The 23,750-nt window shown below is 68.1% G+C and carries 25 protein-coding genes; 12 read left to right on the top strand and 13 right to left on the bottom strand.

Going from position 1 to position 23,750, the window contains the following annotated elements:
• Positions 1-19: 19 nt before the first annotated feature.
• The gene (gene minC, locus INQ42_RS09635; protein ID WP_194034073.1) at positions 20-793 is read right to left on the bottom strand and encodes a septum site-determining protein MinC; all 774 of its coding nucleotides are present in this window, start codon (positions 791-793) and stop codon (positions 20-22) included.
• Positions 790-1,395: a GNAT family N-acetyltransferase gene (locus tag INQ42_RS09630; RefSeq protein ID WP_043957399.1), complete on the bottom strand. Its 606-nt coding sequence runs from the start codon at positions 1,393-1,395 to the stop codon at positions 790-792. The genes minC and INQ42_RS09630 overlap by 4 nt, the downstream gene beginning before the upstream one ends.
• Before the next feature lie 170 nt (positions 1,396-1,565).
• On the opposite strand from INQ42_RS09630, the gene INQ42_RS09625 reads away from it, so the two are divergent.
• From INQ42_RS09625 to INQ42_RS09610, 4 genes are all read left to right on the top strand, one after another.
• Positions 1,566-2,765: a sensor histidine kinase gene (locus tag INQ42_RS09625; protein ID WP_194034072.1), complete on the top strand. Its 1,200-nt coding sequence runs from the start codon at positions 1,566-1,568 to the stop codon at positions 2,763-2,765.
• Positions 2,762-3,427: a response regulator gene (locus tag INQ42_RS09620; RefSeq protein WP_194034071.1), complete on the top strand. Its 666-nt coding sequence runs from the start codon at positions 2,762-2,764 to the stop codon at positions 3,425-3,427. The genes INQ42_RS09625 and INQ42_RS09620 overlap by 4 nt, the downstream gene beginning before the upstream one ends.
• Before the next feature lie 119 nt (positions 3,428-3,546).
• Entirely contained in the window at positions 3,547-4,716 is a 1,170-nt protein-coding gene (locus INQ42_RS09615; RefSeq protein WP_194034070.1) for a polyketide cyclase, read from the top strand.
• 112 nt (positions 4,717-4,828) lie between these two features.
• Positions 4,829-5,218 carry a DUF423 domain-containing protein gene (locus tag INQ42_RS09610; RefSeq protein ID WP_228064338.1) on the top strand — a complete coding sequence of 130 codons (390 nt, stop codon included), beginning with the start codon at positions 4,829-4,831 and terminating at the stop codon, positions 5,216-5,218.
• Here the strand turns inward: INQ42_RS09610 and INQ42_RS09605 are convergent, their stop codons facing one another.
• From INQ42_RS09605 to INQ42_RS09580, 6 genes are all read right to left on the bottom strand, one after another.
• Entirely contained in the window at positions 5,219-6,064 is an 846-nt protein-coding gene (locus INQ42_RS09605; RefSeq protein ID WP_194034069.1) for a M15 family metallopeptidase, read from the bottom strand.
• A 60-nt stretch (positions 6,065-6,124) separates the two neighbouring features.
• Positions 6,125-7,513: an alpha/beta hydrolase gene (locus tag INQ42_RS09600; RefSeq protein ID WP_194034068.1), complete on the bottom strand. Its 1,389-nt coding sequence runs from the start codon at positions 7,511-7,513 to the stop codon at positions 6,125-6,127.
• Position 7,514: 1 nt separating this feature from the next.
• Positions 7,515-7,694 carry a DUF4177 domain-containing protein gene (locus tag INQ42_RS09595; RefSeq protein WP_193984142.1) on the bottom strand — a complete coding sequence of 60 codons (180 nt, stop codon included), beginning with the start codon at positions 7,692-7,694 and terminating at the stop codon, positions 7,515-7,517.
• A 5-nt stretch (positions 7,695-7,699) separates the two neighbouring features.
• The gene (locus tag INQ42_RS09590) at positions 7,700-7,876 is read right to left on the bottom strand and encodes an Arc family DNA binding domain-containing protein (protein ID WP_194034067.1); all 177 of its coding nucleotides are present in this window, start codon (positions 7,874-7,876) and stop codon (positions 7,700-7,702) included.
• A gap of 6 nt (positions 7,877-7,882) precedes the next feature.
• Positions 7,883-8,746: an SPFH domain-containing protein gene (locus tag INQ42_RS09585; protein WP_194034066.1), complete on the bottom strand. Its 864-nt coding sequence runs from the start codon at positions 8,744-8,746 to the stop codon at positions 7,883-7,885.
• 159 nt (positions 8,747-8,905) lie between these two features.
• Positions 8,906-9,835, bottom strand: a complete 930-nt coding sequence (locus INQ42_RS09580; protein ID WP_194034065.1) for a hypothetical protein — start codon at positions 9,833-9,835, stop codon at positions 8,906-8,908.
• Positions 9,836-9,942: 107 nt separating this feature from the next.
• Between INQ42_RS09580 and purT the strand changes: the two genes are divergently transcribed.
• Both purT and INQ42_RS09570 read left to right on the top strand, forming a co-directional pair.
• Entirely contained in the window at positions 9,943-11,172 is a 1,230-nt protein-coding gene (purT, locus tag INQ42_RS09575) for a formate-dependent phosphoribosylglycinamide formyltransferase (RefSeq protein ID WP_194034064.1), read from the top strand.
• A gap of 97 nt (positions 11,173-11,269) precedes the next feature.
• Positions 11,270-11,767 carry a hypothetical protein gene (locus tag INQ42_RS09570; RefSeq protein WP_194034063.1) on the top strand — a complete coding sequence of 166 codons (498 nt, stop codon included), beginning with the start codon at positions 11,270-11,272 and terminating at the stop codon, positions 11,765-11,767.
• Between the two features lie 24 nt (positions 11,768-11,791).
• Here INQ42_RS09570 and INQ42_RS09565 read toward each other — a convergent pair whose 3' ends face one another.
• Both INQ42_RS09565 and INQ42_RS09560 read right to left on the bottom strand, forming a co-directional pair.
• Positions 11,792-13,036, bottom strand: coding sequence for an endonuclease/exonuclease/phosphatase family protein (locus INQ42_RS09565; RefSeq protein WP_407070764.1), 1,245 nt, complete (start codon positions 13,034-13,036; stop codon positions 11,792-11,794).
• A 53-nt stretch (positions 13,037-13,089) separates the two neighbouring features.
• Positions 13,090-13,854 carry an arginyltransferase gene (locus tag INQ42_RS09560; RefSeq protein WP_194034061.1) on the bottom strand — a complete coding sequence of 255 codons (765 nt, stop codon included), beginning with the start codon at positions 13,852-13,854 and terminating at the stop codon, positions 13,090-13,092.
• A 151-nt stretch (positions 13,855-14,005) separates the two neighbouring features.
• Here INQ42_RS09560 and INQ42_RS09555 point away from each other — a divergent pair, with 151 nt between their 5' ends.
• Positions 14,006-14,698, top strand: a complete 693-nt coding sequence (locus INQ42_RS09555; RefSeq protein ID WP_194034060.1) for an EF-hand domain-containing protein — start codon at positions 14,006-14,008, stop codon at positions 14,696-14,698.
• A gap of 6 nt (positions 14,699-14,704) precedes the next feature.
• Here INQ42_RS09555 and INQ42_RS09550 read toward each other — a convergent pair whose 3' ends face one another.
• From INQ42_RS09550 to INQ42_RS09540, 3 genes are all read right to left on the bottom strand, one after another.
• Positions 14,705-15,589, bottom strand: a complete 885-nt coding sequence (locus tag INQ42_RS09550) for a hypothetical protein (RefSeq protein ID WP_194034059.1) — start codon at positions 15,587-15,589, stop codon at positions 14,705-14,707.
• 9 nt (positions 15,590-15,598) lie between these two features.
• Positions 15,599-16,498, bottom strand: a complete 900-nt coding sequence (gene tesB, locus INQ42_RS09545; RefSeq protein ID WP_194034058.1) for an acyl-CoA thioesterase II — start codon at positions 16,496-16,498, stop codon at positions 15,599-15,601.
• A gap of 102 nt (positions 16,499-16,600) precedes the next feature.
• The gene (locus tag INQ42_RS09540; protein WP_194034057.1) at positions 16,601-17,188 is read right to left on the bottom strand and encodes an N-acetylmuramoyl-L-alanine amidase; all 588 of its coding nucleotides are present in this window, start codon (positions 17,186-17,188) and stop codon (positions 16,601-16,603) included.
• 94 nt (positions 17,189-17,282) lie between these two features.
• On the opposite strand from INQ42_RS09540, the gene INQ42_RS09535 reads away from it, so the two are divergent.
• The 5 genes from INQ42_RS09535 to gltX all read left to right on the top strand — a co-directional run bounded on the left by INQ42_RS09535 (position 17,283) and on the right by gltX (position 23,708).
• Positions 17,283-17,837: an alpha/beta fold hydrolase gene (locus INQ42_RS09535; RefSeq protein WP_194034056.1), complete on the top strand. Its 555-nt coding sequence runs from the start codon at positions 17,283-17,285 to the stop codon at positions 17,835-17,837.
• The gene (gene rlmKL / locus INQ42_RS09530) at positions 17,834-20,023 is read left to right on the top strand and encodes a bifunctional 23S rRNA (guanine(2069)-N(7))-methyltransferase RlmK/23S rRNA (guanine(2445)-N(2))-methyltransferase RlmL (RefSeq protein WP_194034055.1); all 2,190 of its coding nucleotides are present in this window, start codon (positions 17,834-17,836) and stop codon (positions 20,021-20,023) included. The genes INQ42_RS09535 and rlmKL overlap by 4 nt, the downstream gene beginning before the upstream one ends.
• Positions 20,024-20,177: 154 nt before the next feature.
• Positions 20,178-20,861, top strand: coding sequence for a response regulator transcription factor (locus tag INQ42_RS09525; RefSeq protein ID WP_043957384.1), 684 nt, complete (start codon positions 20,178-20,180; stop codon positions 20,859-20,861).
• A complete protein-coding gene (locus INQ42_RS09520; protein ID WP_194034054.1) occupies positions 20,848-22,242 on the top strand; it encodes a sensor histidine kinase in 1,395 nt (464 codons plus the stop codon). Before INQ42_RS09525 ends, INQ42_RS09520 begins: the two co-directional genes overlap by 14 nt.
• A gap of 59 nt (positions 22,243-22,301) precedes the next feature.
• A complete protein-coding gene (gltX, locus tag INQ42_RS09515; protein ID WP_194034053.1) occupies positions 22,302-23,708 on the top strand; it encodes a glutamate--tRNA ligase in 1,407 nt (468 codons plus the stop codon).
• The last annotated feature ends 42 nt before the right edge of the window (positions 23,709-23,750 follow it).

The following is a 23,750-nucleotide window of genomic DNA, read 5'->3' as shown; positions in this document are numbered from 1 at the left end:
AGCATGCACGGTTCGTGGCTCATGCGGCATCCAGCGCGGCAAGATGGATCTGGCCATCCTGCAGCCATACCTGCACCGGCCTGCCGCGCAGATCCGCGGGGATTTCTTCCAGGACCTTGTAATGACCGGCGATGGCGACCAGTTCTGCATGGAACTCGCGGCAGAAAATACGCGCCTGCTCGTTGCCCCTGGCACCGGCCAAGGCGCGGCCGCGCAGCGGTCCGTAGATGTGCACCGAGCCGTCGGAGATCACTTCCGCGCCGGCGCCGACGCCGGTGATGACGGTCAGGTCGCGATTGTCGGCGTAGACCTGCTGGCCGGAGCGCACCAGCGGCAAGTGCACCAGTCCCGGACCGTGCGCGTCCTCGCGCGACGCAGCCGGCGCGGGCGCCGTGTCGACCTTGCGCGCAACCGGCGCCGACTCGGCTGGGCTGGTGGCCGGCGCGTCGGCGCGCTCGTACTGGGCGCGGAATTTTGCCAGCAGGGGGAGCTGCAACGCTTCGGCGAGGCGCTCGGTTTCCGTGGTGCCGTAGGCCAGGGCCACGGGCAGCACGCCGGCGCTGCGCAGCCCATCGATCAGCGCGCGCGCGGTATCGGTATCCGGCATTTGCGCCAGCCCGCCAAAATCGAGCACCACCGCAGCGCGGGAAAACAGGTTCGGTGCGCGCTGCACGCGGTCCTTCATCTCCGCGGCCAGTCGCTCGACATCCAGGCTGCGGATACGCAGGTTGGCGATCCCGACCTGGCCGATCTTCAGCTCACCCGCCGGCTCGTAATCCAATACCGAACTCAATGACCCGTACCGGTGGACCGCGCGGACATGCGTCCGGCCGGCAGCTCGCGCGCCGACGCCCAGGCTACGTGGGGCAGGTTGCGGCCGTAGGTCTCCTTGACCCAGGAGAAGCTGCACAGCTCCTTCATCAGCATGGCCGCGCGGATCCCGGTACCGGGCATCACGTGCTGGCCGACCTCGCGGAAGCCGAAGCTGCCATGGAACAGCAGGACCGGATCGTTGGTGCCCTCCAGGAACACTTCGCAGGCAATGTGCGGGTAGCGCAGCTCGGCGTAGCTCTGCGCATCGGCATAGAACGCGCGGCCCACGCCACCGCCACGGCGACGGCTGGCGACAACGATGCGGTCGATATAGAAGAAGTTCGGGTGGCGTTCGCGGAACCAGCGGAAGTTGCTGCTGTCGTGGTCGGCGTGGCTGCCCATGCCGATCAGGAAGCCGGCGAGGGTGCCGTCGCGCTCGGCCACGCGGAAATACTCCGCGGTTTCGAAGAAGTAGCGCAGGCGCGCGGCGTCCAGCGGCAGGATGGCCGGACCGGCGGCGTTGTTCAGGGCGAGGACGGAATCCAGTTCGTGCTCTTGCACGTCGCGGACGACGATCGACATTCCGATACTCCAGGAGGTTGGTGCGTCATTGCCAGTGTTCAGCTGGCCGATTATCGCATGCAGTCGTGGCGCGGGCGACTCTGCGGGACCGGCGAAAACAGGCGCCATCCGCTGTTCAGCGTGACTTTCGACGGCGGCCGCGAGCGCCGTGATGCCGGTAGCATGCGGGAATGCTGAGACGCCTCAACCATACCCGACTGCTGCGATACGCCGGACTGTTCACCTGGGCGATCCTGGGCGTCTGGCTGGTATCGATTGTCTACGATCCGTCCATCATCCGGCAGGGCGGGGAAGACGAGCCCGCCCTCAACCTGGTCATCGGCCGCTGGCTGGCGGTGTACCTGACATTTGGCGCGGTCTACTGGTGGATCACCCGTTCGCTGGGCCAGCAACGCCGCAACTGGGTGGATCACGTCCTGCTGCTGGTGCTCACAGGCTGCGCGATCGGCGTCAGCTATTTCTCCGGCACCGGGCTGGGCAGCGTCCTGCTGATGGTGGTCGCCGGCCTGCTGCCCTGGCTGCTGCCGGTGCGGGTCGGAGTGGCCTGGCTGGTGGCCAGCAACATGACCGTTATCCCGGTATTCGTCGGCGCGCCATGGAACTTCCCGCCGCTGATCGCCGTCGTCCAATCCCTGCTGTACGCGGGCTTTTCCAGTTTCGTCTTCGTGACGGCGCTGGTGGCGATGCAGCAGGCGCAGGCCCGGGAGGAGCAGCGGCGGCTGAACGCCGAGCTGCAGGCGACGCGGCTGCTGCTGGCCGAGAGCGCCCGGGTCAACGAGCGCACCCGGATCTCCCGCGAGCTGCATGACCTGCTCGGCCATCACCTCACGGCGCTGAGCCTGAACCTGGAAGTCGCCGGCCACCTGACCCAGGGGCGGGCGCTGGACCACGTCACCCAGGCCCACACCCTGGCCAGGTTGCTGCTTACGGACGTGCGCGAGGCCGTCAGCCAGCTGCGCACGGGCGGGGCGATCGACGTCGGCGTCGCCCTGCGACCGCTGGCCGAGAACGTGCCTGGCCTTGCCATTCACATGGACATCGAGCAACCGCTGAGCCTGGATGACCCGGAGCGGGCGCAGGTGCTGTTGCGCTGCACCCAGGAGATCATCACCAATGTGGCGCGCCACGCCAACGCGAAGAACCTGTGGATCCGCCTGTGGCACGAGCACGGGCGTATCCTCATGGACGCGCGCGATGATGGTCGGGGAGCTGCGCAGGTGGTCATCGGCAACGGCTTGCGCGGTATGCGCGAGCGGCTGGCGGAGTTCGCCGGAGAATTGAGCATCGACACCCGGCCCCAGGCCGGATTCAGGCTGCAGGTAGCACTGCCGGTATCTGCTGCGGCCACCATCCAGGGAACAGGCACATGAAGAACATCCGCGCAGACAGGCCGATCCGGGTCCTGCTTGTGGACGATCAGACCCTGGTCCGCCAGGGCGTGCGCTCGCTGCTGTCGCTGGCCGAGGGCATCGAGGTGGTGGCGGAGGCCAGCGACGGCCGCCAGGCGGTGGAGATGATCCCCAGGATCGGCCCCGACGTCGTCCTGATGGACATGCGGATGCCGGTGATGTCCGGCCTGGAGGCGCTGCAGGCGCTCGCCGGCACCGGCGAACTGCCTCCGACCATCATCCTGACCACCTTTGACGATGACCAGATGGTGCTGGCCGGGATCAAGGCCGGCGCGAAGGGCTACATGCTCAAGGATGTCTCGCTGGAGCAACTGGTCGGCGCCATCCAGACGGTTGCCGGCGGCGGGTCCCTGGTCCAGCCCGCGATGAGCCAGCGCCTGCTGTCCGGACTGGAGCACATGCGCAACGAATTTGTCAGCCTGGAGAAGCCCGATCCACTGACCGACCGCGAAACCGAGATCCTGCGCCTGATGGCCGGCGGCTTCTCCAACAAGGAGATTGCCAACTCGCTGGGAGTGGCCGAGGGCACCATCAAGAACCACGTCTCCAACATCCTGTCCAAGCTGGGTGTACGCGACCGTACGCGTGCGGTGTTGAAGGCATTTGAGCTGCAGTTGGTCTGACTGCGGCCTAATGACCTGATTAAGTCATCCCTGCGGGCTGCGGCCGGAGCGGTTTCCTTGTTAGGATTGCCGGTCTGCGCCCTCGTCCCGTTCCGGGTCCGGCCCTGGAGAGAACCTGTATGACCCGTCTGATTGAAGTGTTGATTTCGCTGGCGATCGTTGCCGCCCTGTTCGTTATCGGTGGATTCCTGCTGCCTTCGCACCGGCACATCGAGCAGTCGGTGGAAACCAATCGCAAGATGACGATCGTCTACGACACGATCAACAGCTTCGCCCGCTTCCAGCAATGGAACGTGCTGCCGCTGCACGATCCGGCGATGGACATCAAGATTTCCGGTCCCAAGTCCGGCCCTGGCGCGCAGCTGGACTACAGCTCCGATGAGCGTTCCGTGGGCAGCGGCAGCTGGAAACTGGTCGACAGCGTTCCCGGCAAGAGCGTGACCTACGAGATCACCAACAACGAGCCGGGCACCAACAAGATCACCACCTTCAAGCTGGAGCCGACCGGCCGGGGCGCGGTGAAGCGCAACGTGCGCATCACCCAGACCTATGACGTCGACTACGGCATGAACCTGTTCGGTCGCTACGCGGGCATGTACGTCGCCAGCGGCATGGGTGACAGGATGAAGATGAGCCTGAGCCGCCTGAGCAACATGCTCGCCGCGGTGCCCAACTTCGACTACACCGAGCTGAGCAAGGACGATCCGTCCCGCGCACCCAGCATCGTCGAGCGCCCGGCGGCGAACCTGCTGCTGGTGAGCACGACCGTGGAGCGCAACAACGACGTCGTCGAGCGCACCATGAAGAACAACATGCAGTGGATCGACAAGGTCATGAAGGCCAACAACCTCGAGGCCGACGGTCCGGTGCGCGTGATCACCAACGAGTTCGGTTCCGACACCTACTCCTTCGACCTGGCCCAGCCGGTGCGCAAGAAGTCCGGTGCCGCGGACGCCAAGGACGACGACAAGGACGTTGCGGCGACCAGGAGCGACGAGACCGAAGCCGACAAGGTCGCCGACGCCGACGAAGCGCCTGCACCCGCAGGCAAGCTCTCCATCAAGCTGGAAGGTCCGGTCGAGCACGTGTACGAGGAGCCCGCCCGGGTGGCGATGGTCCCGTTCAGTGGCCACATGGCCAACATGCCGAAGGTGCGTGACGCCCTGCGCGCCTGGGTCCTGACCCAGGGCCTGGAGACCGCCGGACGTCCGTACGAGTCATGGGACGCGGGCATCGAGAAGGGCTTCATCGACGAGGGCGAGTTCCGGGTTTACTGGATGCTGCGCTGATCCAGTCCGCCAACGCCTGATCCAGGAACGCGCCGCGGCTGTCCGCGGCGCGTTTTTTTGTGGTCCGGGTCCGACTGCTATCGTCGGGCTCCTTTTGCGCCGGAGCAGTGCCATGAATCCCCGAACTGCCGGCGCTGTTACCGCAGCCGATCGCGCGCTCGCAAGTAGAGTGCTGGCTTGCGTGGGCGCCTTGATGGCAGGCCTGTCGATCGCGCTGGCCGCCTACGCCGTCCACGCCGGCGACCCCGCCGCCCAGCAACGCCTGCAATCGGCGGCATGGTTTGCCTTCGGCCACGGGATAGCGCTCACGGCGCTTGCACCGCGCGCCGTTCGCGCGCCCGGATTGGCCGGGCTGGCTTGCCTGGCGACTGGCACGTTGCTGTTTTCCGGCAGCCTGGTTGGCGCGCACTTCTTCGCCGCACCAACGATGCTGGCGCCGTTTGGCGGTGGCTTGATGATGCTTGGCTGGCTGCTGTGGGCGGCCGCCTCGCTCAGGCGCTGACTACGCTGCAGTGTCGCAGCGGGACCGCTCGGCCCCGCCGATCCAGTACCAGTGCCAGGGCTCGTAGACGATGCCGTGGGGATTGTCGCGCGGATAGCTCATGCGGAAGCCGTGATCGCCGGCGTGGGCGGTCAACCAGGCAAATGCCCCGGTGTGCTCGAAGCATTCCTCGGCCGGAGGTTCGCCCGGCGCGCCGATGTCCAGCGCGCAGCCCGAATGGTGCTCGCTGTATCCGGGGGCGGCGTTGACGGCAAGGATTCCGGCGACGGTCTGCCCGCGCGCCAGCTTCCGCTGGAAAATGCCGAACTGGTAATCGTGGCTGCGATAGCCGGAGATCGCCTCCAGCACCACGTCATCATTCAGCGCAGCCGCCTGCATGCGTGACCACGCCCGCGCTGCACCGTGTTGCAGCCACAGGGCGCGGTGGTAGCGGTCGAAACCGGCAAAGGCCAATTCGGTCGGCTCGGCAACCAGTGGCAGCCGGGTTTCCCGCCCGTACCCATCGTCGATGCCGAGTGTGTCCAACAGCCGCTGCAGCCGGTCCAGCGGCAGCCCAAGGGCGGGCGATCCGATCGCGGCTGGCGGAGCGCGGTGCGCGGCAAGAGCCGCGATGGCCGCGTCGATGCCGGGCTCGCGCTGCCAGCCGTGCAGCAGTGGCGTCAGTCCGGCGGCAGTAGCGGCGGCGAGATAACGCCCATCGCGCTTGCGTCGGAATACGCGATGCGCCCGTGCCAGCAGCCGGGCATCGTGATTGCTGCGGGCCTGCAACAATCCGTGCGGCCACAACTCGATGTCGGGAGTGTTGATCAGGGAGGTTCTGATGAGAACCGGGAGTTGTCCGCGCATCCGCTCAGGTTAGCGCCGCGGTTGCGACAGAGCCAATGCGCTCGTGTGCGGGGTGCGGAATCACTTGGGCGCGCGCTGCTGATTGATCCATGACGCGATATCGGCGATCAAGGCCGCGTCCACGTGACCGGATTGCTGGTACTCGGCCATGCTGCCGGGCCCGCTTCCGGTGATGCCCAGATGGTTGAGCGCGGGGTAGTGCTTGAGCGTCGCGTTGGAGTCGCCGGCCAGGGCGCGTTTCCACATCTGCCAATCGGTATCGATGACCTGGAAGTCGCGGCCACCTTGCAGCAGCAGCATCGGCACGTCGACGGCGAGTGCATCGGCGACCGGATCGATCCTGTCGAAATCCCGCCAGTATGCGGCGGGCAGACCGAGCGGTGTGTCCTTGTCCGGCATCGCCTCGCCGGAGCGAACGCGCGCGATCTTGGCGTCGAGGTCATCCAGGAATTCCTGCTCGGCGGGGAGGATGTCACCGTCGGCCTGGAGCAGGTAGCGGTTCTGCTCGGGCAGGATGTCCAGCAGCGGGCGGGCGGGAGCGGCCAACATCACCAGACCGGCGACGGGCGCGCCGGACTGCGCGACCTCGCGGGCGATGCGTGGCGCCAGCATCGCGCCCTGGCTGTGACCGAGAACGTAGATGCGCGAAGCGTCGATGCCCGGCGTGCCGCGCAGCGCTGCGACGGCCAGGACCGCGTCGTTGGTGGTTTCATCATCGACGGTGTAATCGCCGGCGGCGAAATCCTGCGGCCGCGCCATCGTGCGTTTGTCGTAGCGCAGCACCGCGATTCCCTGCGCGGCCAGCGCGCGGGCAATGTCGAGGAAGGGACGATTGGGCCCGATGGTCTCGTCACGGTCATGCGGCCCGGAGCCATGGACCAGCACGACCGCGGGCCAACCGTTCCCTGCGGGAGTGCCTTTTGGCAGCGCCAGCGTCCCCGGAAGGCTGCGTCCGCCGGTGCCGACCTGGAACGGCTGCTCGATAAAGGCCGCATCCGCCGCCGGGGCCGCGGCTTGTGGAGCTGGCGCCGGTTGGACGAGGAACCCGGTGATCTCGCCCTTGCCGTTGATCGCGACCCGCGCCAACAGCTCCGCTTTCTCGTAGTGCAGCGGAATGGCGACCATCTTGAAGCCGTCCGCGTCGCTGACCTTCGCCTCGCCGCGGCCCTTGGACGCTCCCACCTGGCCGGGCAGGGAAGCCCACAGCTCTTTCAGCTTGGCGGCTGGCACGGCTGCGGCCATCTGGGCGTCAAAACGGGCTTCGGCTCCGGCGAAATCACCCGCATCGAGCTGGTCGAGCAGCCCGGTCGCGATGGCCACGGGCCCGCCGGCGGCCGGCGCGGCTGCCGCCGGCGTCGCGTTGGCGGAAGGCGGGTCACTCGCCGCGGCAGCGGGAACCGCGGCGAAAACCAGGACGGCGAGGACAGCGCACAGGGATCGCAGGTGCATATCAGTTCTCCTTCTTGAGGACACAACGGATCGGCTCCAAAAAATGCATATGGGTCACCGACACCAGTTCCCACCCCAGCTTGCCAAGGCGGTTGAGTTCGTCTTCCAGCCGCACCGTCACCGAGCCGCCCAGCAGCTTCGGCTTCAGCTCCAACACCTTATAACTCCAGCGATCGCTCATCGCACTCACTCCTTTTTCGCAGGTTTCTTCTTGTCCGGCAGCCGCCCGGCCTGGCGCAACGCTTCGCGCAGGACGTACTCGATCTGGGCGTTCACGCTGCGCAGCTCATCGTCCGCCCAGCGCTGCGTGGCCGCGAGGATCTCGGCGTTGATCCGCAGTGCATAGCCTTTTTTCTGTGTCATCGGGACCTAGTACAGCGAACCGGCATTGACCACCGGCTGCGTACCGCGCTCGCTGCACAGCACCACCAGCAGATTGCTGACCATGGATGCCTTGCGCTCCTCGTCCAGCTCGACCACGCCATTCTTCTGCAGGTCGGTCAGGGCCATCTCGACCATGCCGACGGCGCCGGCGACGATGCGGGTGCGAGCGGCGATCACCGCGCTGGCCTGCTGGCGCTGCAGCATTGCCTGGGCGATCTCCGGCGCATAGGCGAGGTGGCTGATGCGCGCCTCGATGACATTCACGCCGGCGGCGCTGAGACGCTCGGTGAGCTGCTCCTGCAGGTGGTGGGAGATCTCCACCGGATGGCTGCGCAGCGAGATCAGGCCGTTGTCGTCGCTGTCGTAGGGATAGCTGGTGGCCATCGCACGCAGCGCGGCCTCGGACTGGATATGGACGAAGCTCTCGTAGTCGTCGACGTTGAAGACCGCCTCGGCCGAATCGACCACCTCCCACACGATCACCGCGGCGATCTCGATCGGGCTGCCCTCCAGTTCGTTGACCTTGAGCTTGCCGCTTTCGAAGTTGCGCACGCGCAGGGACACCTTGCGCTTGGAGTAGAAGGGATTGTTCCAGCGCAGGCCGCTTTCCTTGACCGTGCCCACGTAGCGGCCGAACAGGCTCAGTACGGCCGCCTGGTTCGGCTCGACCATGTAGAGCCCACACAGCGCGATGAACGCCGCCACGAACACGACGATCGAGCTGATCAGCGGCGCCGGCTGCAGAGGTTTGATGCTGGCAACTGCCAGCCAGGCCATTGCGAGCATCAGCGCCAACAATGCGAGTGTCACCGGAATGCCGGGGAGGGAACGGGTCGGGTTCTCTTTCATGGTGGTTCTCGGAATTGGGTCTGAAAGAGTGATATCAAATTGATATCAGAAAGGCAAGAAATTCCGTGCGCGCTCTGTGCCGCGGATTGACGGCTCGACTCGTTGATGACGAGGCTCCCCCCGGCGATCAGCACCCGCGCCAAGGGCGGGCAGGGACGTTCACGGCGTGATGCGGTACAGCGGGGCCGGGATGAATTCGCCCGTTGCATAAAGACTCTCGCCGTCGGCCGACCAGCCCAGGGCCTCGGCCTGCGGCAGCCACGGCAACACGCTGGTGCCAGGCGTGCCGGCGACCGCGGCTGCCCAATCCTGCTGCGCGCCGCGCGGATAGAGAAGCAGGTAGCGGTAGGTCATGACCGCCAGCGTGCGCCGGTCCGGCGATACCGAGGCGGCGGTGACCTGGCCGTCCAGTCGCGCGCGCTTGGGATTCCGGCGCAGGGTTTCCGGGTCTGGCTCCGGGATGCCGGCAAGATGGCCTACCCGGGCGGCGGTCAACAGCTCGCGGTCGGGTGGTTGCAGCGGCAGGACGAAAAGCTCCGGCGGCTCGCGCTTCTTGGAGATCAGCAGGATCTCTCCGCGCTCGGCGTCCACGGCCACCGCCTCGCAGTCACGGGCGCCGTCGGGCCAGCGGAAGGCGATCGACCAGGCCGGCTTCAGCCGGGCATTGGTCAGGCTCGTCGGTTCCTCGACCACGTGCAGTTGCAGGGTGCGTCGCAGGCCGCCGTTGTCACCGGTATCGGCGATCAGCAGGTAGCGCTTGCCCTTGAATTCGAAGGCGTCCATGTCCTCCCAGTCGGTCTTCACCACGTCCTCGATGCCGAAGGTGGCCAGCCGCCGGCCGCGGGTGCTGACCGCAAACAGGCGCGCCGGATTGCCGCCGTCATCGTGCATCCAGAGCACATCCGGATGGATGTGGGAGGCGGCCAGGCCGCTGATCTCGTCCATCTGCATGTCCAGCAGGACCCCCGACAGGCGGGCCTCCGGCGCATCGCTGTCCGCATCCGTGCGTGCATCGCAGCCGGGCGCCAGGCAAGCCATCAGGGCGATGAGCAGCAGCGAACGCAGGGTGGCTGGCGGATTGGGTGGCATCGGGGAAGGATGGCACGGGCTCCGCATCGGAGTAAGCATCAAGCGCCCACTATCGGCGCCGAAGTTAGACTGTCCCGCCTTGCTGCCTGACTGGATCCATCACCGCCATGACCGAGAACCCCGCGCCGCCTGCCGGCACCATCACCCTGGGCACGCCGCTGTCGCCGGGTGCGTTCCGAGTGCTATTGCTGGGGTCGGGCGAGCTCGGCAAGGAAGTCGCGATCGAGTTGCAGCGCTTTGGTGTGGAGGTGATCGCTGTCGACCGCTATGCCGATGCGCCCGCCATGCAGGTGGCCCATCGCAGTCACGTCATCGACATGCTGGACGGCGCCGCGGTCCGGGCCGTGGTGGCCGCCGAGCGCCCGGACCTGATCGTCCCGGAACTGGAGGCGATCGCCACGTCGACGCTGGTCGAGCTGGAGCGCGAATTCGCCGCCGATGACCGCGCGACGCGGGTGATTCCCACCGCACGCGCGGCGCAGCTGACCATGGATCGCGAAGGCATCCGCCGGCTCGCCGCCGAGACCCTGGGCGTCCCCACGTCCCCCTACCGTTTCGTCGACACCTTCGAGGACTACCGCGCCGCCGTGGACGCGATCGGTATTCCCTGCGTGGTCAAGCCGGTGATGTCCTCATCGGGCAAGGGCCAGTCGCTGGTGCGCGCCGCGGGCGACATCGAGCCGGCCTGGGAGATCGCGCAGACCGGCGGGCGGACGGGGGCGGGGCGGGTGATCGTCGAGGGCTTCGTGGACTTCGACTATGAGATCACCCTGCTCACCGTCCGCCACGCGGGTGGGACCACCTTCTGCGCGCCCATCGGCCATACCCAGGTGGACGGCGATTACCGCGAGAGCTGGCAGCCGCAGCCGATGTCGGCGCTGGCCCTGGAGCGCGCGGAGGCGATCGCAGGCAGGGTCAGCGACGACCTGGGCGGCTGGGGCGTGTTCGGCATGGAATTCTTTGTCAAGGGCGACGAGGTGTGGTTCAGCGAGGTCTCGCCGCGGCCGCACGACACCGGCCTGGTGACGCTGGCCGGACAGGACCTGAGCGAATTTAGGCTGCATGCGCGCGCGATCCTCGGTCTGCCGATTCCGGTTATCCGCACCCGTCCCGCATCGGCATCCTGCGCGGTGCTGGCCGAAGGCCACGGCGTGCCCGAATTCAGCGGGGTCGACGCCGCCCTCGCCGAGCCCGATACCCAGCTGCGCCTGTTCGGCAAGCCGCGGGTGGATGGTCAGCGGCGGGTGGCGGTCACGCTCGCCCTGGGTGACGACGTCGAGCAGGCCCGCGCGAAGGCACGCAACTCGGCCGCGCAGCTCGGGGTCACTTTGCGCTGACAGTCAGCGCGATACCAAGAACAACACCAGAACTGGAGGATGGATGGAAGACATGAACGGCTACGCGGTGTTCTTTTTCCCGCAGGCGCTGGAGGCATTGGGCGAGGTGATCAAGCCCTTCCTGCGTGAAGGAGCCGCAGGCACGCATGTGGTGTGCCGCGCGATCGATACGGGCGGTGCGATGTTCAAGATGGATCTGGACGGCCAGACCACCGCCGGCGACACCGTGGCGCTGGAGGTCATGATCCCCGGCAGCATGGTGCGGCTGATCGTGTCGGCGCGTATCGAGGAGTCATTCGGGTTCGGCCCGCGCATCGCGGTCTCGTCCCTGGTCCCGGCAGCGCAGGCGGCCGGCGTGGTGCCGGTGTCGGCCCCGGCTGCAAGCGGGTCGTCGCCGGACCCGGACCCGAAGCTCAAGACCGCAGCGAAGTCCACGCCGAAGGCGAAACCTGAGTCGAAAGCCAAGCCGGGGTCGAAAACGAAACCCAAACCCAAACCCAAACCCAAACCCAAACCCGACTCGACGGCCAAGCCGAAGCCGAAGCCGAAAACCAGATCCAAACCTGCCGGGAAAAGCGCGGCGAAGAAGGCGTAATTGCGGTCCTGAGCCTATCGCCGGTCAGTTGGCCGGCACCAGATCGAGCCACACCAGGTGGTGGTCGCTGGCGTCGACGATGTCGCTGCCCGGCTCGCCGCTGGCAGGCCAGAACACGCCGCCGTCGGTGACCCGCAGGCCGGTCGAGGGCAGTACGTAATCCAGGCGCAGCGTGCCGCCTTCCGGGCCAAAGTCGCCGGTGTGGCTGCGCAGGTCGCCGCGACGGACAAGTCCTCGCTCGGCGGCGCGTGGCGCGGCGCCCGTGCTGCGCGGCACGAAGCGTGCGTTGACGCGCGGATGCCCGAGCAGTTGCGCGATCGCTCCGGGAACGCCGTCGCCATCGACCGGGTCGGCGTTGTAGTCGCCCACGATCACGAAGTTCGCGTCCGCCGCCAGTCCGCCGCAGCGCCCGCGATCGTCACACACCCATGCCGGGTCACCGGTGGGGTTGATGTATTCCGCCCAGAGCCGGATCTCGTCGGCGTTGCGCCGCCCGTTGCGATCTTCCGGCCCGTCGAACACCGGGGGAGTGGGGTGGGCGGCAAGCAGGTGCACGATGCCGTGCGGCGTGGTGATGGGCACGTCCCAGTGCGATTTGGACGACAAGCGCAGTTGCGACCACACCTGCGCTGGGTACCACGGCGCACCGGTTGCCGGATCCTGCGGCGCGCGCGAACCGGGCATGGCGCTCCATTTCAGATGCTGGAAAGTGCGCACCGCCGCTTCGTCGATGGGATAACGCGAGAGCACCAGCATGCCGTACTGCCCGGGATGCAGGCCGTAGCCCCAGGCATCGTTGCCGCGGTCGCGGCCGCTGCCACCAATCTCGCCATTGCGGTCCAGGTCCAGGCCGCTGGGCACGCCGGTATTGACCGGCGCCAGGTATCGGTAGGGATAGGCAAGCGCTTCGCCGCCGCCGGTTTGCGGCCGCGCCAGATAGCGCTGCTGGAAGAGGTCGGCGGCGCGTCCCGCGGGGTCATAGTCGAACTCGTTGAGCAGCACGACGTCCGGACGCACCCGCTGCAGCACGGCGGCAATTTTCCCTGCCTGCGTGTCCTCGCCCTCCAACTGGCGGATCAGTCCGCCGGCCTCCTCGCTGTACAGCGAGACGTTGTAGGTGGCCACCCGCAGGGGCGTCGTGTCGGTCATCGGGCGGTGGGCTTCCTCGTAGGCCTGTCGGTCGCCGTGGACTGACACCCGCACGCATCCGCCCACTGCCAGGGCCAGCACGAGCAGGGCGAGCGAGCGAAGTGCGGTTCTCCAGGTCAAAGGGCCGTCCGGGCGGGGTCGGGTGCAGGGTCGGGTGCAGGTACGGCGTGGGGTCATGTCGATTCTCCAGCGTCCATGTCGCGCCAGTTGCGACCGTTGAAACCCTCCAGCGGGCGGAAGCGTCGTTTGTAGTCCATCTTCGGGTGGCCCTTGATCCAGTAGCCCAGATACAGGTGCGGATAGCCCTGCTCGATCGCCCATTGCATTTGCCTCAGCACCGCCAGCGTACCCAGTCCACGGCGGGTCTCGTCGGGGTCGAAGAACGTGTACACCGCCGACAGCGCTGCAGGCACCACATCGGTGACCGCGACCGCCAGCAGGCGGCCCGGACCGGTTGGGGCAGGATCGCGCAGTTCGATGAAGCGGCCATTGCTCCAGCGTCCCGTCAGGAACTGGTCGAATTCGCTGGGGCCGTGGTCGTCCATGCCGCCGCCGTGGTGACGTGCCGAGAGGTAGCGCTGATAGAGCGCGAGCTGCTCCGGCGTGCGTTCGGGCGGGAGCACCCGCATTACCACGTCGGCGTTGCGCGCAAGGCAGCGGCGTTGGCTGCGGTCGGGCCGGAAGCGCATGACCGGGATGCGCACCGCCACGCAGGCACGGCAGCCCTGGCAGTGCGGGCGGTAGACGATGTCGCCGGAACGCCGGAATCCCCACTGCAGCGCCTGCGGATACCAGCGTGCCAACTGCGGGTCGCGCGGGTCCATGACCAGGTCGCGGGCAATGCGCTGCGGCCAATAGCCGCATGGATGCTCGGCCGTGTGGAAGAGCCGTAGATCGTCGATGTCCTGGCCGGTGTCGCTACCCATGGCGGCCAGCATAGCGCCGCTTTCCGCCCACCGGCGTGTGCAACCGGCAGCTCGCCGGACCGGCGGCGTTCACCTGCGGTTGGGCTCGCAGGTCAACGGCGGCGAGGTCGACACGTTGATCCTTGCGACCGTGCCGCACTGGCACCGATGCAGGAGAACCCGCATGAAGCACCCAATGATCCGGATGTCCGCCCTCGCCGTCGCCGTGCTGGTGGCGGGCGCCGCGTTGGCATCGCCACAGGCCGCGACCGACAAGGCCGGCGCCGAAAGCCCACGCCACGACCGCTGGCTCAGCCTGGATGCCAACAAGGATGGGGTGATCGATCGCAACGAAGCGGCCAGGCACCCGCGCCTGGTGGAAAACTTCGATCGCCTGGATCGCAACAGCGACGGCAAGCTGGAGCGCAGCGAGCTGCAGCGAAGCCACGCCAGACGTGGTTCCCGCCGTGGCCATGACGGCGAGCGGGGCGGACGCATGGGCCATTGGGGTGGTCACGGCGGAATGGCTCGCCATATCGCCCTGGATGCCGACGGGGACGGACGCATCAGCAAGCTGGAAGCCGAGGGCTCGCGGCTGGCCGAGCGCTTTGCCGAGATCGACACCAACAAGGACGGCTACCTGGTGCGCAGCGAACTGCAGGCCGACGGTGATCGTCGTCGTGCAGAGTTCCAGCGCAAGGCGGCCGAACGCTTCGACCAGCGTTTCAAGGAAGCCGACAGCAATGGCGACGGGCGCCTGAGCCGCGCCGAATACGAGGCGGCCTGGCCGGGCAAGGCCAAGATGTTCGCCTTCCTTGACGAGGACCGCGACGGTTACCTCACCAGGGAAGATCTCGCTCCAAGGCGCGGCCGCTGATCCGGGTCAAAAGCCCATCAAGCCCCGGCTTTCGACACGCTTGATCACGTCGGTTACCTGCCAGGTGCCATCCACACGGGTGACCTCCAGGGTCTCGTAAGCCGCCCAGCCACGATGGTGGTACGCGTTGACCTCCACGGTGCCGTGTTCCGGGCCAGCGGGCCGGAACACGCGCACGTCCACGATCGTGGCCGCGCGGCCGGTGGCCCGCTCGAAGCTTCCTCGATCCTCGTCGGCGATTTCCTGGCAGGCGGTGGCGGGCACCACCGTCAGGCGGGGATGGGACGCCGCCAGGGCGCTGACGATCGCCGCAGGCGCATCGCCGCGGTCCACGCCCACACACGCGACCGGCGTATCGACGTCCTGCAGGGCTCTGGCGAGCACCAGCCGGGCGACCGGAGGCAAGGTCGCCGCGATGGAACCGTCGAAAGGCGGCGATGCGGTCTGGACTTCCACCAGCGAGGGATCTGCAGGCGCGGCAGCCGGTGCCGGTGGCTGGTTGAGGGTGTGCATGGCAGCGGCCACGACCACCGCTGCAATCAGCGCGAGCACGCCCAGCTTTACCCGCAGCAGTTTCTTGCGCGCCGGTGAGCGCGCCTGGGCCAATTCGACCTCGCTGCGGAACGTCGGCGTCGTATAGCCCCCGTCGGGGCGGGTGGTATCGATCAGGCCGGCTTCGCGGAGGATCTCGCGCGCGAGACGCTGGTCATCGGAGCGCACGACCCAGGCTTCCGATACCGGCGCCGACGGATCGGAATAGCTGAAGGTTCGGCGGCGGTTGCCCTTGTAGGAGCGGCCATTGAGGATGCGCACCTCGATCCCGGCCTGGCGCAGCAGCTCGGCGACGCCTTCGGTGTTTTCCAGCCGGTGGCTGCTGAATACCTTGCGCATGGCGGGCGCTCAGCTCCGCGCCGGGACGTGGGTCGCGGCGCCGGCGGCATCGGGCACCACGCGGATCAGGCCTTCCTGCGCCGTGCTGGCGATCAGGACGCCGTCGCGCGAATAGATCTGGCCGCGGGCCAGGCCGCGCGAACTCTGCGCGCTGGGACTGTCGATGGAGTACAGCAGCCAGTCGTCGGCGCGGAACGGGCGGTGGAACCACAGTGCGTGGTCCAGCGAGGCCATCTGCACGTTGGGCTGGTAGTAGCTGATGCCGTGCGGATAGGTCGCCGTGCCCAACAGCTGGAAGTCGGACGCGTACGCCAGCAGGGCCTGGTGCAGGTCAGGGGAGTCGCCGACCCGGTCGGTCAGGCGGAACCACACCTGCTGCTGCGGCGGCCGCTTGGGCGGGTTGAGCTCGTCACGCGGATAGACGTGGCGGAACTCGAACGGCCCTTCGCGCGACAGCCAGCGCTGGATCTTGTCGGGCAGCGTGGCCATGACCTTGTCGGGCACCGACGGCGAAGGCTCGATGTCCTCGGGCACGGGCACCGACGGCATCGAGGACTGGTGCTGGGCACCGGGCTCCTCGGCCTGGAAGGACGCCGCCATGAAAAAAATCACCTGGCCGTGCTGGATCGCGGTCACCCGGCGGACCGAGAAGCTGCCGCCGTCGCGGGTGCGGTCGATCTGGTAGACGATCGGCGCCTTGATGTCGCCGGCACGCAGGAAGTAGGCGTGCAGCGAATGGGCCCCGCGCGTCTCCGCCAGGGTGGCGCGGGCGGCCGACAGGGCCTGGCCGAGCACCTGGCCACCGAACACGTACTTGGTGCCGATGTCGCGGCTCTGGCCGCGGAACAGGTTGTCCTCGAGGCGCTCCAGCGAGAGCAGGTCGATCAGCTCGGAAACGGGGGGCGTCATGCGGCGGACCAATACGGGTGACCGGCAATTATAGCCGGCGGTGGCACGCGGCCGGTCCTGCCGGTCGGGCTAAGCAGGCCGGACAAAGGCGCCAGCCAGCGCTCAGCCCGGCAGCCGCTCCAGCGAAGTGGCGGCCAGCACGTCCGCCCACGGGAACCGCGGTCCCGGATCGCGTTTGCGTGGCACCCGCAGGCCGGGATCGTCGCTCGCCACGGCCAGCTCGGTATCCAGATCCTCGTGGCCGGCGATCCATTGCAGCGAGGGCAGGCTGCGGGCCAGCCAGTCCAGCAGCGCGAGCAGCGCAGCGATCTGCGCGGGGGGATAGGCTTCGTCCATCGACTGGTGGCGGGAATCGAGCCAATCGGGGTAGCGGCCGCTGTTGACCAGCTCAATGCCGACAGAGCGGTCGTTGACACCGCGCACGTGGTGGGCGACGCGGTCGAGGTCGACGTACTGGTGGATCGTGCCGTCGCGGTCGATGTAGAAGTGGCCGCTGTTGCCCGTGCCCGATTCCGGATAAAGCACACGCTCCCCGTACTCGCGCGCCATGGCCAGGTCCGGCAGCTCGGTGCAGTGGATCACCACCAGGTCGATTGACGCCGGATCCCGCTGGGACAGACGCGCCTGATACGGCAGCGGCGCTGGGTGAATGGCAGGGCCGGCAGCGGCGGCGTCAGGCTCGGTGGGCATGGCCCGGATGCTAGCATCGCGGGCCCCAGCCACCGCTGCGCGCGCCGTGCCCGCCACGCCGTCGCCGCCGTGCGTTTTTACTTCCGGATTCACCATGCGCGGACACTGCATCCTTTCCCACGGCTTTGAAAGCGGCCCCGACGCGACCAAGGTCACCGCGCTCGCGCAGGCCGCCGCGGAGCTCGGCTGGACCTGCGAGCGACCCGATTACACCGACCTGGACGCCTGCGCCGATATCAGCCCGCTGGGCGATGTGCCGCAGCGCCTGCAGCGGCTGGTGGAATTGACCCGCGCCGCAACCGCGCGCGGGCCGGTCGTGCTGGCCGGATCCAGCCTCGGTGCCTTCATCTCCGCGCACGCGTCCCTGCAGGTTCCGGTGGCCGGCCTGTTCCTGATGGCACCGCCGATCCGCATGAACCAGGCGCATCCCATCGATGCCGCCGATGTGCCGCTGAGCATCCTGCACGGCTGGAACGACGAGCTGATTCCCGCCGCGGACGTCGTCGGCTGGTCGCAGGAGCGCCGCGCCCGCCTGTTGCTGGTCGATGACGATCACCGGCTTTCACGCCACGTGCAGGCCAGTGCCGACGCGTTCATGGGCCTGCTGTCGAGCCTGCAAGCGTCGAACGATCGTGGGGACGCGCGATGAAGTTTTTCGCCAGTTGCGGCAAAGGTCTGGAATACCTGCTGGCCGAGGAGATGCTCGCGCTGGGTTGCGCGCGGGCGACAGCGACCATGGCCGGGGTGAATGTCGAAGGCAGCCTGCTGGATGCGCAGCGCGCGGTGCTGTGGTCGCGCCTGGCCAGCCGTGTGTTGTGGCCGATCGCCGATTTCGACTGCGCCGATGAGCAGGCCCTGTACGCCGGCGTGGCCGCGATCGACTGGCCGGCGCAACTCGGCGAGGGAGACACCATCGCGGTCGATGCGCACGTCTCGGGAACCGGCCTGACCCACGCCCGTTTCGCGGCCCAGCGCGTCAAGGACGCGATCGTGGATGTGATGCGCGAGGCCACCGGCATGCGCCCAAACGTTGATGTGGACACGCCGGATGTACGCGTCAACCTGGTGGTGCGCAAGGACCGCGCGATCGTGTCCATCGACCTCGGCGGTGGCCCGCTGCACCGGCGCGGCTGGCGCCAGCAGCAGGGCGAGGCCCCGCTGAAGGAAAACCTGGCCGCGGGCGTGCTGATGCGCGGTCGCTGGCCGCAGGTTTATGCCGGCGACGGCGGGTTGCTCGACCCGATGTGCGGCAGCGGCACGCTGGTCATCGAGGGCGCGCTGATGGCCGCCGACATCGCCCCGGGCCTGCTGCGCCACGGTGGCTTCGCCCCGACCCGCTGGAAGGGCTTCGACCCGGACGCCTGGCAGTCGCTGCACGATGACGCGCGCCAGCGCGAGCTCGCCGGACGCGCGGCGCTGCGGCCGGTGTTCTTCGGCCGTGACCGCGATCCGCATGCGATTGCCGCCGCGCAGGAGAACGAGGTCCTGGCCGGACTGGCCGGGGTGATCCAGTGGCAAGCCGCCGCGGTGGAAGGGCTGCGCCTGGGATCGATCCCCGTGCTCCCCCGGCCGGAGGTCGACCCGGATGCGAACGCCGCGCCCGGCGGACTGGTGGTCTGCAACCCGCCCTACGACCTGCGCCTGGCCGCCGATCCGGCGCTGTACCGCGCGCTCGGCGATGCGCTCAAGCGCGCGGTGCCGGACTGGCGGGCCAGCCTGCTGTGCGGCGACGCCGAGCTGGCCCACGCTACCGGCCTGCGCGCACTCAAGAAGTACCAGATGTTCAACGGCGCGATCGAGTGCACCCTGATCACCGTTGACCCGGTGGCACCGCAACAGCGTGAACGCAAAACCGGCGAAGAAGCGCCGGCACTGGCCGAGGGCGCGCAGATGGTCGCCAACCGCCTGCGCAAGAACCTGCGCAAGCTGAAGGCCTGGCGCCAGCGCGAGGCGGTGACCTGCTTCCGCGCCTACGACGCCGACCTGCCGGAGTATTCCGCCGCGATCGACGTCTACCAGACCGACGAGGAATCGCCGCGCACCTTCCTCCACGTGCAGGAATACGCGGCGCCCGACGACATTCCCGAACCCCTGCAGCGCCGGCGCCTGAACGAGTTGCTGGCCGCCGCGCGCGAGGTCTTCGACGTGCCGCGTGAGCACGTGGCTCTGAAAACACGTTCGCGCGGCAAGGGCGGCTCCAAGTACGGCCGTTTCGACCAGCGCGGCGAGTACCTGACCGTGCGCGAAGGCGATGCCCGCCTGCGGGTGAACCTGTTCGACTATCTCGACACCGGCCTGTTCCTCGACCACCGGCCCCTGCGCCTGCGGATCGCGGCCGAGGCCGAGGACACCCGCTTCCTGAACCTGTTCGGCTACACCGGCGCCGCCACCATGCACGCCGCCGTCGGCCGCGCCCGCCAGACCACCACCGTCGACCTGTCGCCGACCTACCTGCAATGGTGCGCCGACAACCTGGCCGAGAACGGCATGGGCGGCGCACGGCATCGGCTCGTGCAGGCCGACGCCATGGCCTGGCTGGAGGCCGACCAGGCCGAGTACGACCTGGTGTTCTGCGACCCGCCGACCTTTTCCAACTCCAAGCGCGCGGACGATTTCGACATCCAGGCCAGCCACGTCCGGCTGCTGCGTGCGGCGGTCGATCGGCTGGCGCGCGACGGCGTGCTGTACTTCTCCAACAACTTCCGCCGCTTCCGTCTGGACGAGGCGGCGGTGGCGGAATTTGCCTCCTGCGAGGAGATCAGCGCGCAGACCATCCCGCCGGATTTCGCCCGCAATCCCCGGATCCACCGCTGCTGGCGCCTGCAGCGACGCTGACGCCGCGCCTCAGGGTGAATGCACGCGCGTGCCGTGACGTTGTCCAGCGCTGCGGTCTGGCAGAATCGGGCGATGCACCGCGCCGGGCGATTTTCAATCGTCCGTCCGGTTCCGACGCGGCCCCGGCCGGCGTCATCCCACACAGGAAGACTCCATGCGCATCCTCGTCATTGAAGACAACCAGGACATTGCCGCCAACCTTGGCGACTTCCTCGAAGACCGTGGCCACACGGTCGACTTTGCCGCCGACGGCATCACCGGCCTGCACCTGGCCGTTGTGCACGATTTCGACGCCATCGTGCTCGACCTCAACCTGCCGGGCATCGATGGCCTGGAGGTCTGCCGCAAGCTGCGCAACGAGGCGCGCAAGCAGACCCCCGTGCTGATGCTGACCGCGCGCGACACCCTGGACAACAAGCTGGCCGGGTTCGATTCGGGCGCCGACGATTACCTGATCAAGCCCTTCGCGCTGCAGGAAGTGGAGGTCCGCTTGAACGCGCTCGCGCGCCGCGGACGCGGGGTCAAGACCCGTGTGCTGACCGCCGCGGACCTGGAGTACAACCTGGACACGCTGGAGGTGCGCCGTCAGGGCAAGCTGCTCCAGCTCAATCCCACCGGGCTGAAGATCCTGCAGTCGCTGATGGAGTCCTCACCGGCCGTGGTCACCCGCCAGGAGCTGGAGACGCGGGTCTGGGGCGAGGAACTGCCGGACTCCGACAGCCTGCGCGTGCACATCCACGGCCTGCGCGCGGTGGTCGACAAGCCGTTCCCGACCTCGCTGATCCACACCCGCCACGGCATCGGCTACCGGATCGCCGAGCTCGATGCCGAAAGCTGAGGTTCCCAGGGCGGCGGCGACCAGCGGCGCCGCCCCCAGCCGGCGTATGCGCTACCGGCGGCGGCTGCGCAGCCGCATCATCCTGTCGTTCGTGTTGCTGGGTTTCAGCCTCACCCTGCTGTTCGCCTGGGCGACCAACTGGACCCGCGCGCGGGTGGAGAACCAGTTGATCGAGGATGTGATGAACCGCAACCTCGCCAATGCCGCGCACCAGTTCGAGGTGGACCCCAACAACCGCGAATTCCCCTTCGACCAGGTCCGCGCCTACGTCTATACGCCCGACAAGTTCGAGTCGGTGCGCCTCAGCCGGCCCGAGTGGTATGCGCTGTCGGACGGCATCACCGGCATGGTCGGCAGCGACCCGGACGGGACCGAGTTCGCGTACAAGTTGGCGGTGCGCAAGACGCCGCAGGCCTGGTTCTTCCTGGCCTATGACATGACCCCGTCCAAGCGCAGCGAGGAGCGTTTCAACCACGCCCTGTATGCCTCGGTGCTGGTGTTCACCCTGCTGTCGCTGGTGCTGGGCTGGTGGTCGGCCTCGCGGGTGATGAGTCCGGTGTCGGAGCTGGCCAAGCGGCTCAAGGAGTCCGGCCGCAGCGCCGCCTCGGAGTCACTGGCCGACCATTTTCCCGACGACGAGGTCGGCCAGCTTGCCGAGGCGCTGGATGACTACGCCGGCCGGCTCACCGAGGTGGTCCAGCGCGACCGCGAGTTCAATGCCGACGTCAGCCACGAGCTGCGCACGCCGCTGGCGGTGATCCGCGGCGCGGTCGAGCTGCTGCTGTCCAACCCCCAGCTCGACGAGAAGACCCGGAGCCGCCTGATGCGCATCCAGCGCGCCGAGCAGCAGTGCACCGACCTGATCAGCGCGCTGCTCCTGCTGTCGCGCAACGAGCGCGGCCACGGTGCCACCGACGTGGCCAGGCTGGCAGCGCAGTCACTGGACGTCCATCGCACCCAGCTGGCCGGCAAGCCGCTGGTGCTGCGTCTGGAGGACAACACCGCCCCGCTGGTGGTGGATGCGCCGGAAGCGGCGGTCGCCGTGGCGCTGGGCAACCTGATCGGCAACGCGGTCAAGTACACCACCGAAGGCGAGGTCATCGTGCGCATGCTGGACGGCGCGGTGCAGGTGATCGACTCCGGCCCCGGGCTCAGCGCCGAGGACGCCGCCGGCATCTTCCAGCGCGGCTACCGCGGCACCCATGCCGGCCACACCCACGGCGGCGGCATCGGCCTGTCGATCGTGCGCCGGCTGTGCGCGCTGTACGGCTGGAGCGTGTCGGTCCAGCCTGGAAGGGAGTTCGGGGTGATCGCGACCCTGGCCTTCGACGCGCAAAGCCCGCTGACGGGTGGCGAGGGTACCGATTCCGACGCCGGCTGATCGGCCGGGGAACGGCCGGCGCGGTACCATGACCGGTCCACCCGCACGAGCCTGACCGCATGACCTGCCGCACCCGCTTTGCTCCCAGCCCGACCGGATACCTGCACATCGGCGGTGCCCGCACCGCCCTGTACTGCTGGCTGGAGGCGCGCCACCGCGGCGGCGAGTTCGTCCTGCGCATCGAGGACACCGACCGCGAGCGCAGCACGCAGGCGGCGATCGACGCGATCCTGCAGGCCATGGACTGGCTGGGCCTGGACTACGACGGCGCGCCGGTCTACCAGACGCAGCGACTGGAGCGTTACCGCGAGGTCGCCGATCAGCTGGTGGCGGCCGGCCACGCGTACTACGCCTACGAGACCCGCGAGGAACTGGACGCGATGCGCGAAGCGGCGATGAAGGCCGGCACCAAGCCGCGCTACAACGGCGCCTACCGCGACCGGAACGCGGGGTTCCGCGAGGACCCCAACCGGGTGATCCGCTTCCGCAACCCGCTCGACGGCGTGGTCGCCTGGGAGGACAAGGTCAAGGGCCGTATCGAGATCGCCAACAGCGAGCTGGACGATCTGGTGATCTTCCGCTCCGACGGCTACCCGACCTACAACTTCGCGGTGGTGGTCGACGACATGGACATGCGCATCACCGATGTCGTGCGCGGCGATGACCACGTCAACAACACCCCGCGCCAGATCAACATCTACCGCGCCCTTGACGTCGAGGTGCCGCACTTCGCCCATTTGCCGATGATCCTGGACCCCGAAGGCGCCAAGCTCTCGAAGCGGACCGGCGCGGCCGACGTCATGGACTACCGCGATGCGGGCTATCTGCCGCACGCGCTGCTGAACTACCTGGTGCGCCTGGGCTGGTCGCACGGCGATCAGGAAATCTTCTCGATCGAGGAGATGACCTCCCTGTTCGACCTCAAGAACGTCCATGCCAGCGCCTCGCGGCTGGACATGGCCAAGTTGGGCTGGCTCAACCAGCAGTACCTCAAGACCGATGACCCCGCGGCGGTGGCGGTGCACCTGCAGTGGCACCTGCAGCAGGCGGGCTACGACCTGGCCAACGGACCGGCCGCGGTCGACATCGTGTTGGCCCTGCGCGACCGCGTGCAGACGCTCAAGGACATGGCCGAGCGCGCGGCGGTCTGGTTCGGTCCGTTGACCGCCTACGACGAAGCCGCCGTGGCCAAGCACCTCAAGTCCGCCGCGCGCACGCCGCTGGAGGATGCCCGCGCCCGCCTGGCCGCGCTGGCCGACTGGAATGCGGAGGCGATCAACGCCGCGCTGCACGACACCGCCGCCGCGCTGGAGCTGGGCATGGGCAAGGTCGCCCAGCCGATGCGCGTCGCGATGACCGGCACCCAGGTCAGCCCCGACATTTCCCACACCGTTTACCTGGCGGGCCAGACCGAGGCGGTACGCCGCATCGACGCGGCGCTTGCCAGGATCCCGCTGGAGGATTAGACCGGTCGCAAGGGCGCGCTTGCCGCGCCCGCTGCAGGCCGC

It is taken from the genome of Lysobacter avium, assembly GCF_015209745.1.
Taxonomy (GTDB): Bacteria; Pseudomonadota; Gammaproteobacteria; order Xanthomonadales; family Xanthomonadaceae; genus Novilysobacter; species Novilysobacter avium.
The sequence above is the reverse complement of the archived record's forward strand: the minus strand, read 5'-3'. Positions and strand labels throughout refer to the sequence as shown.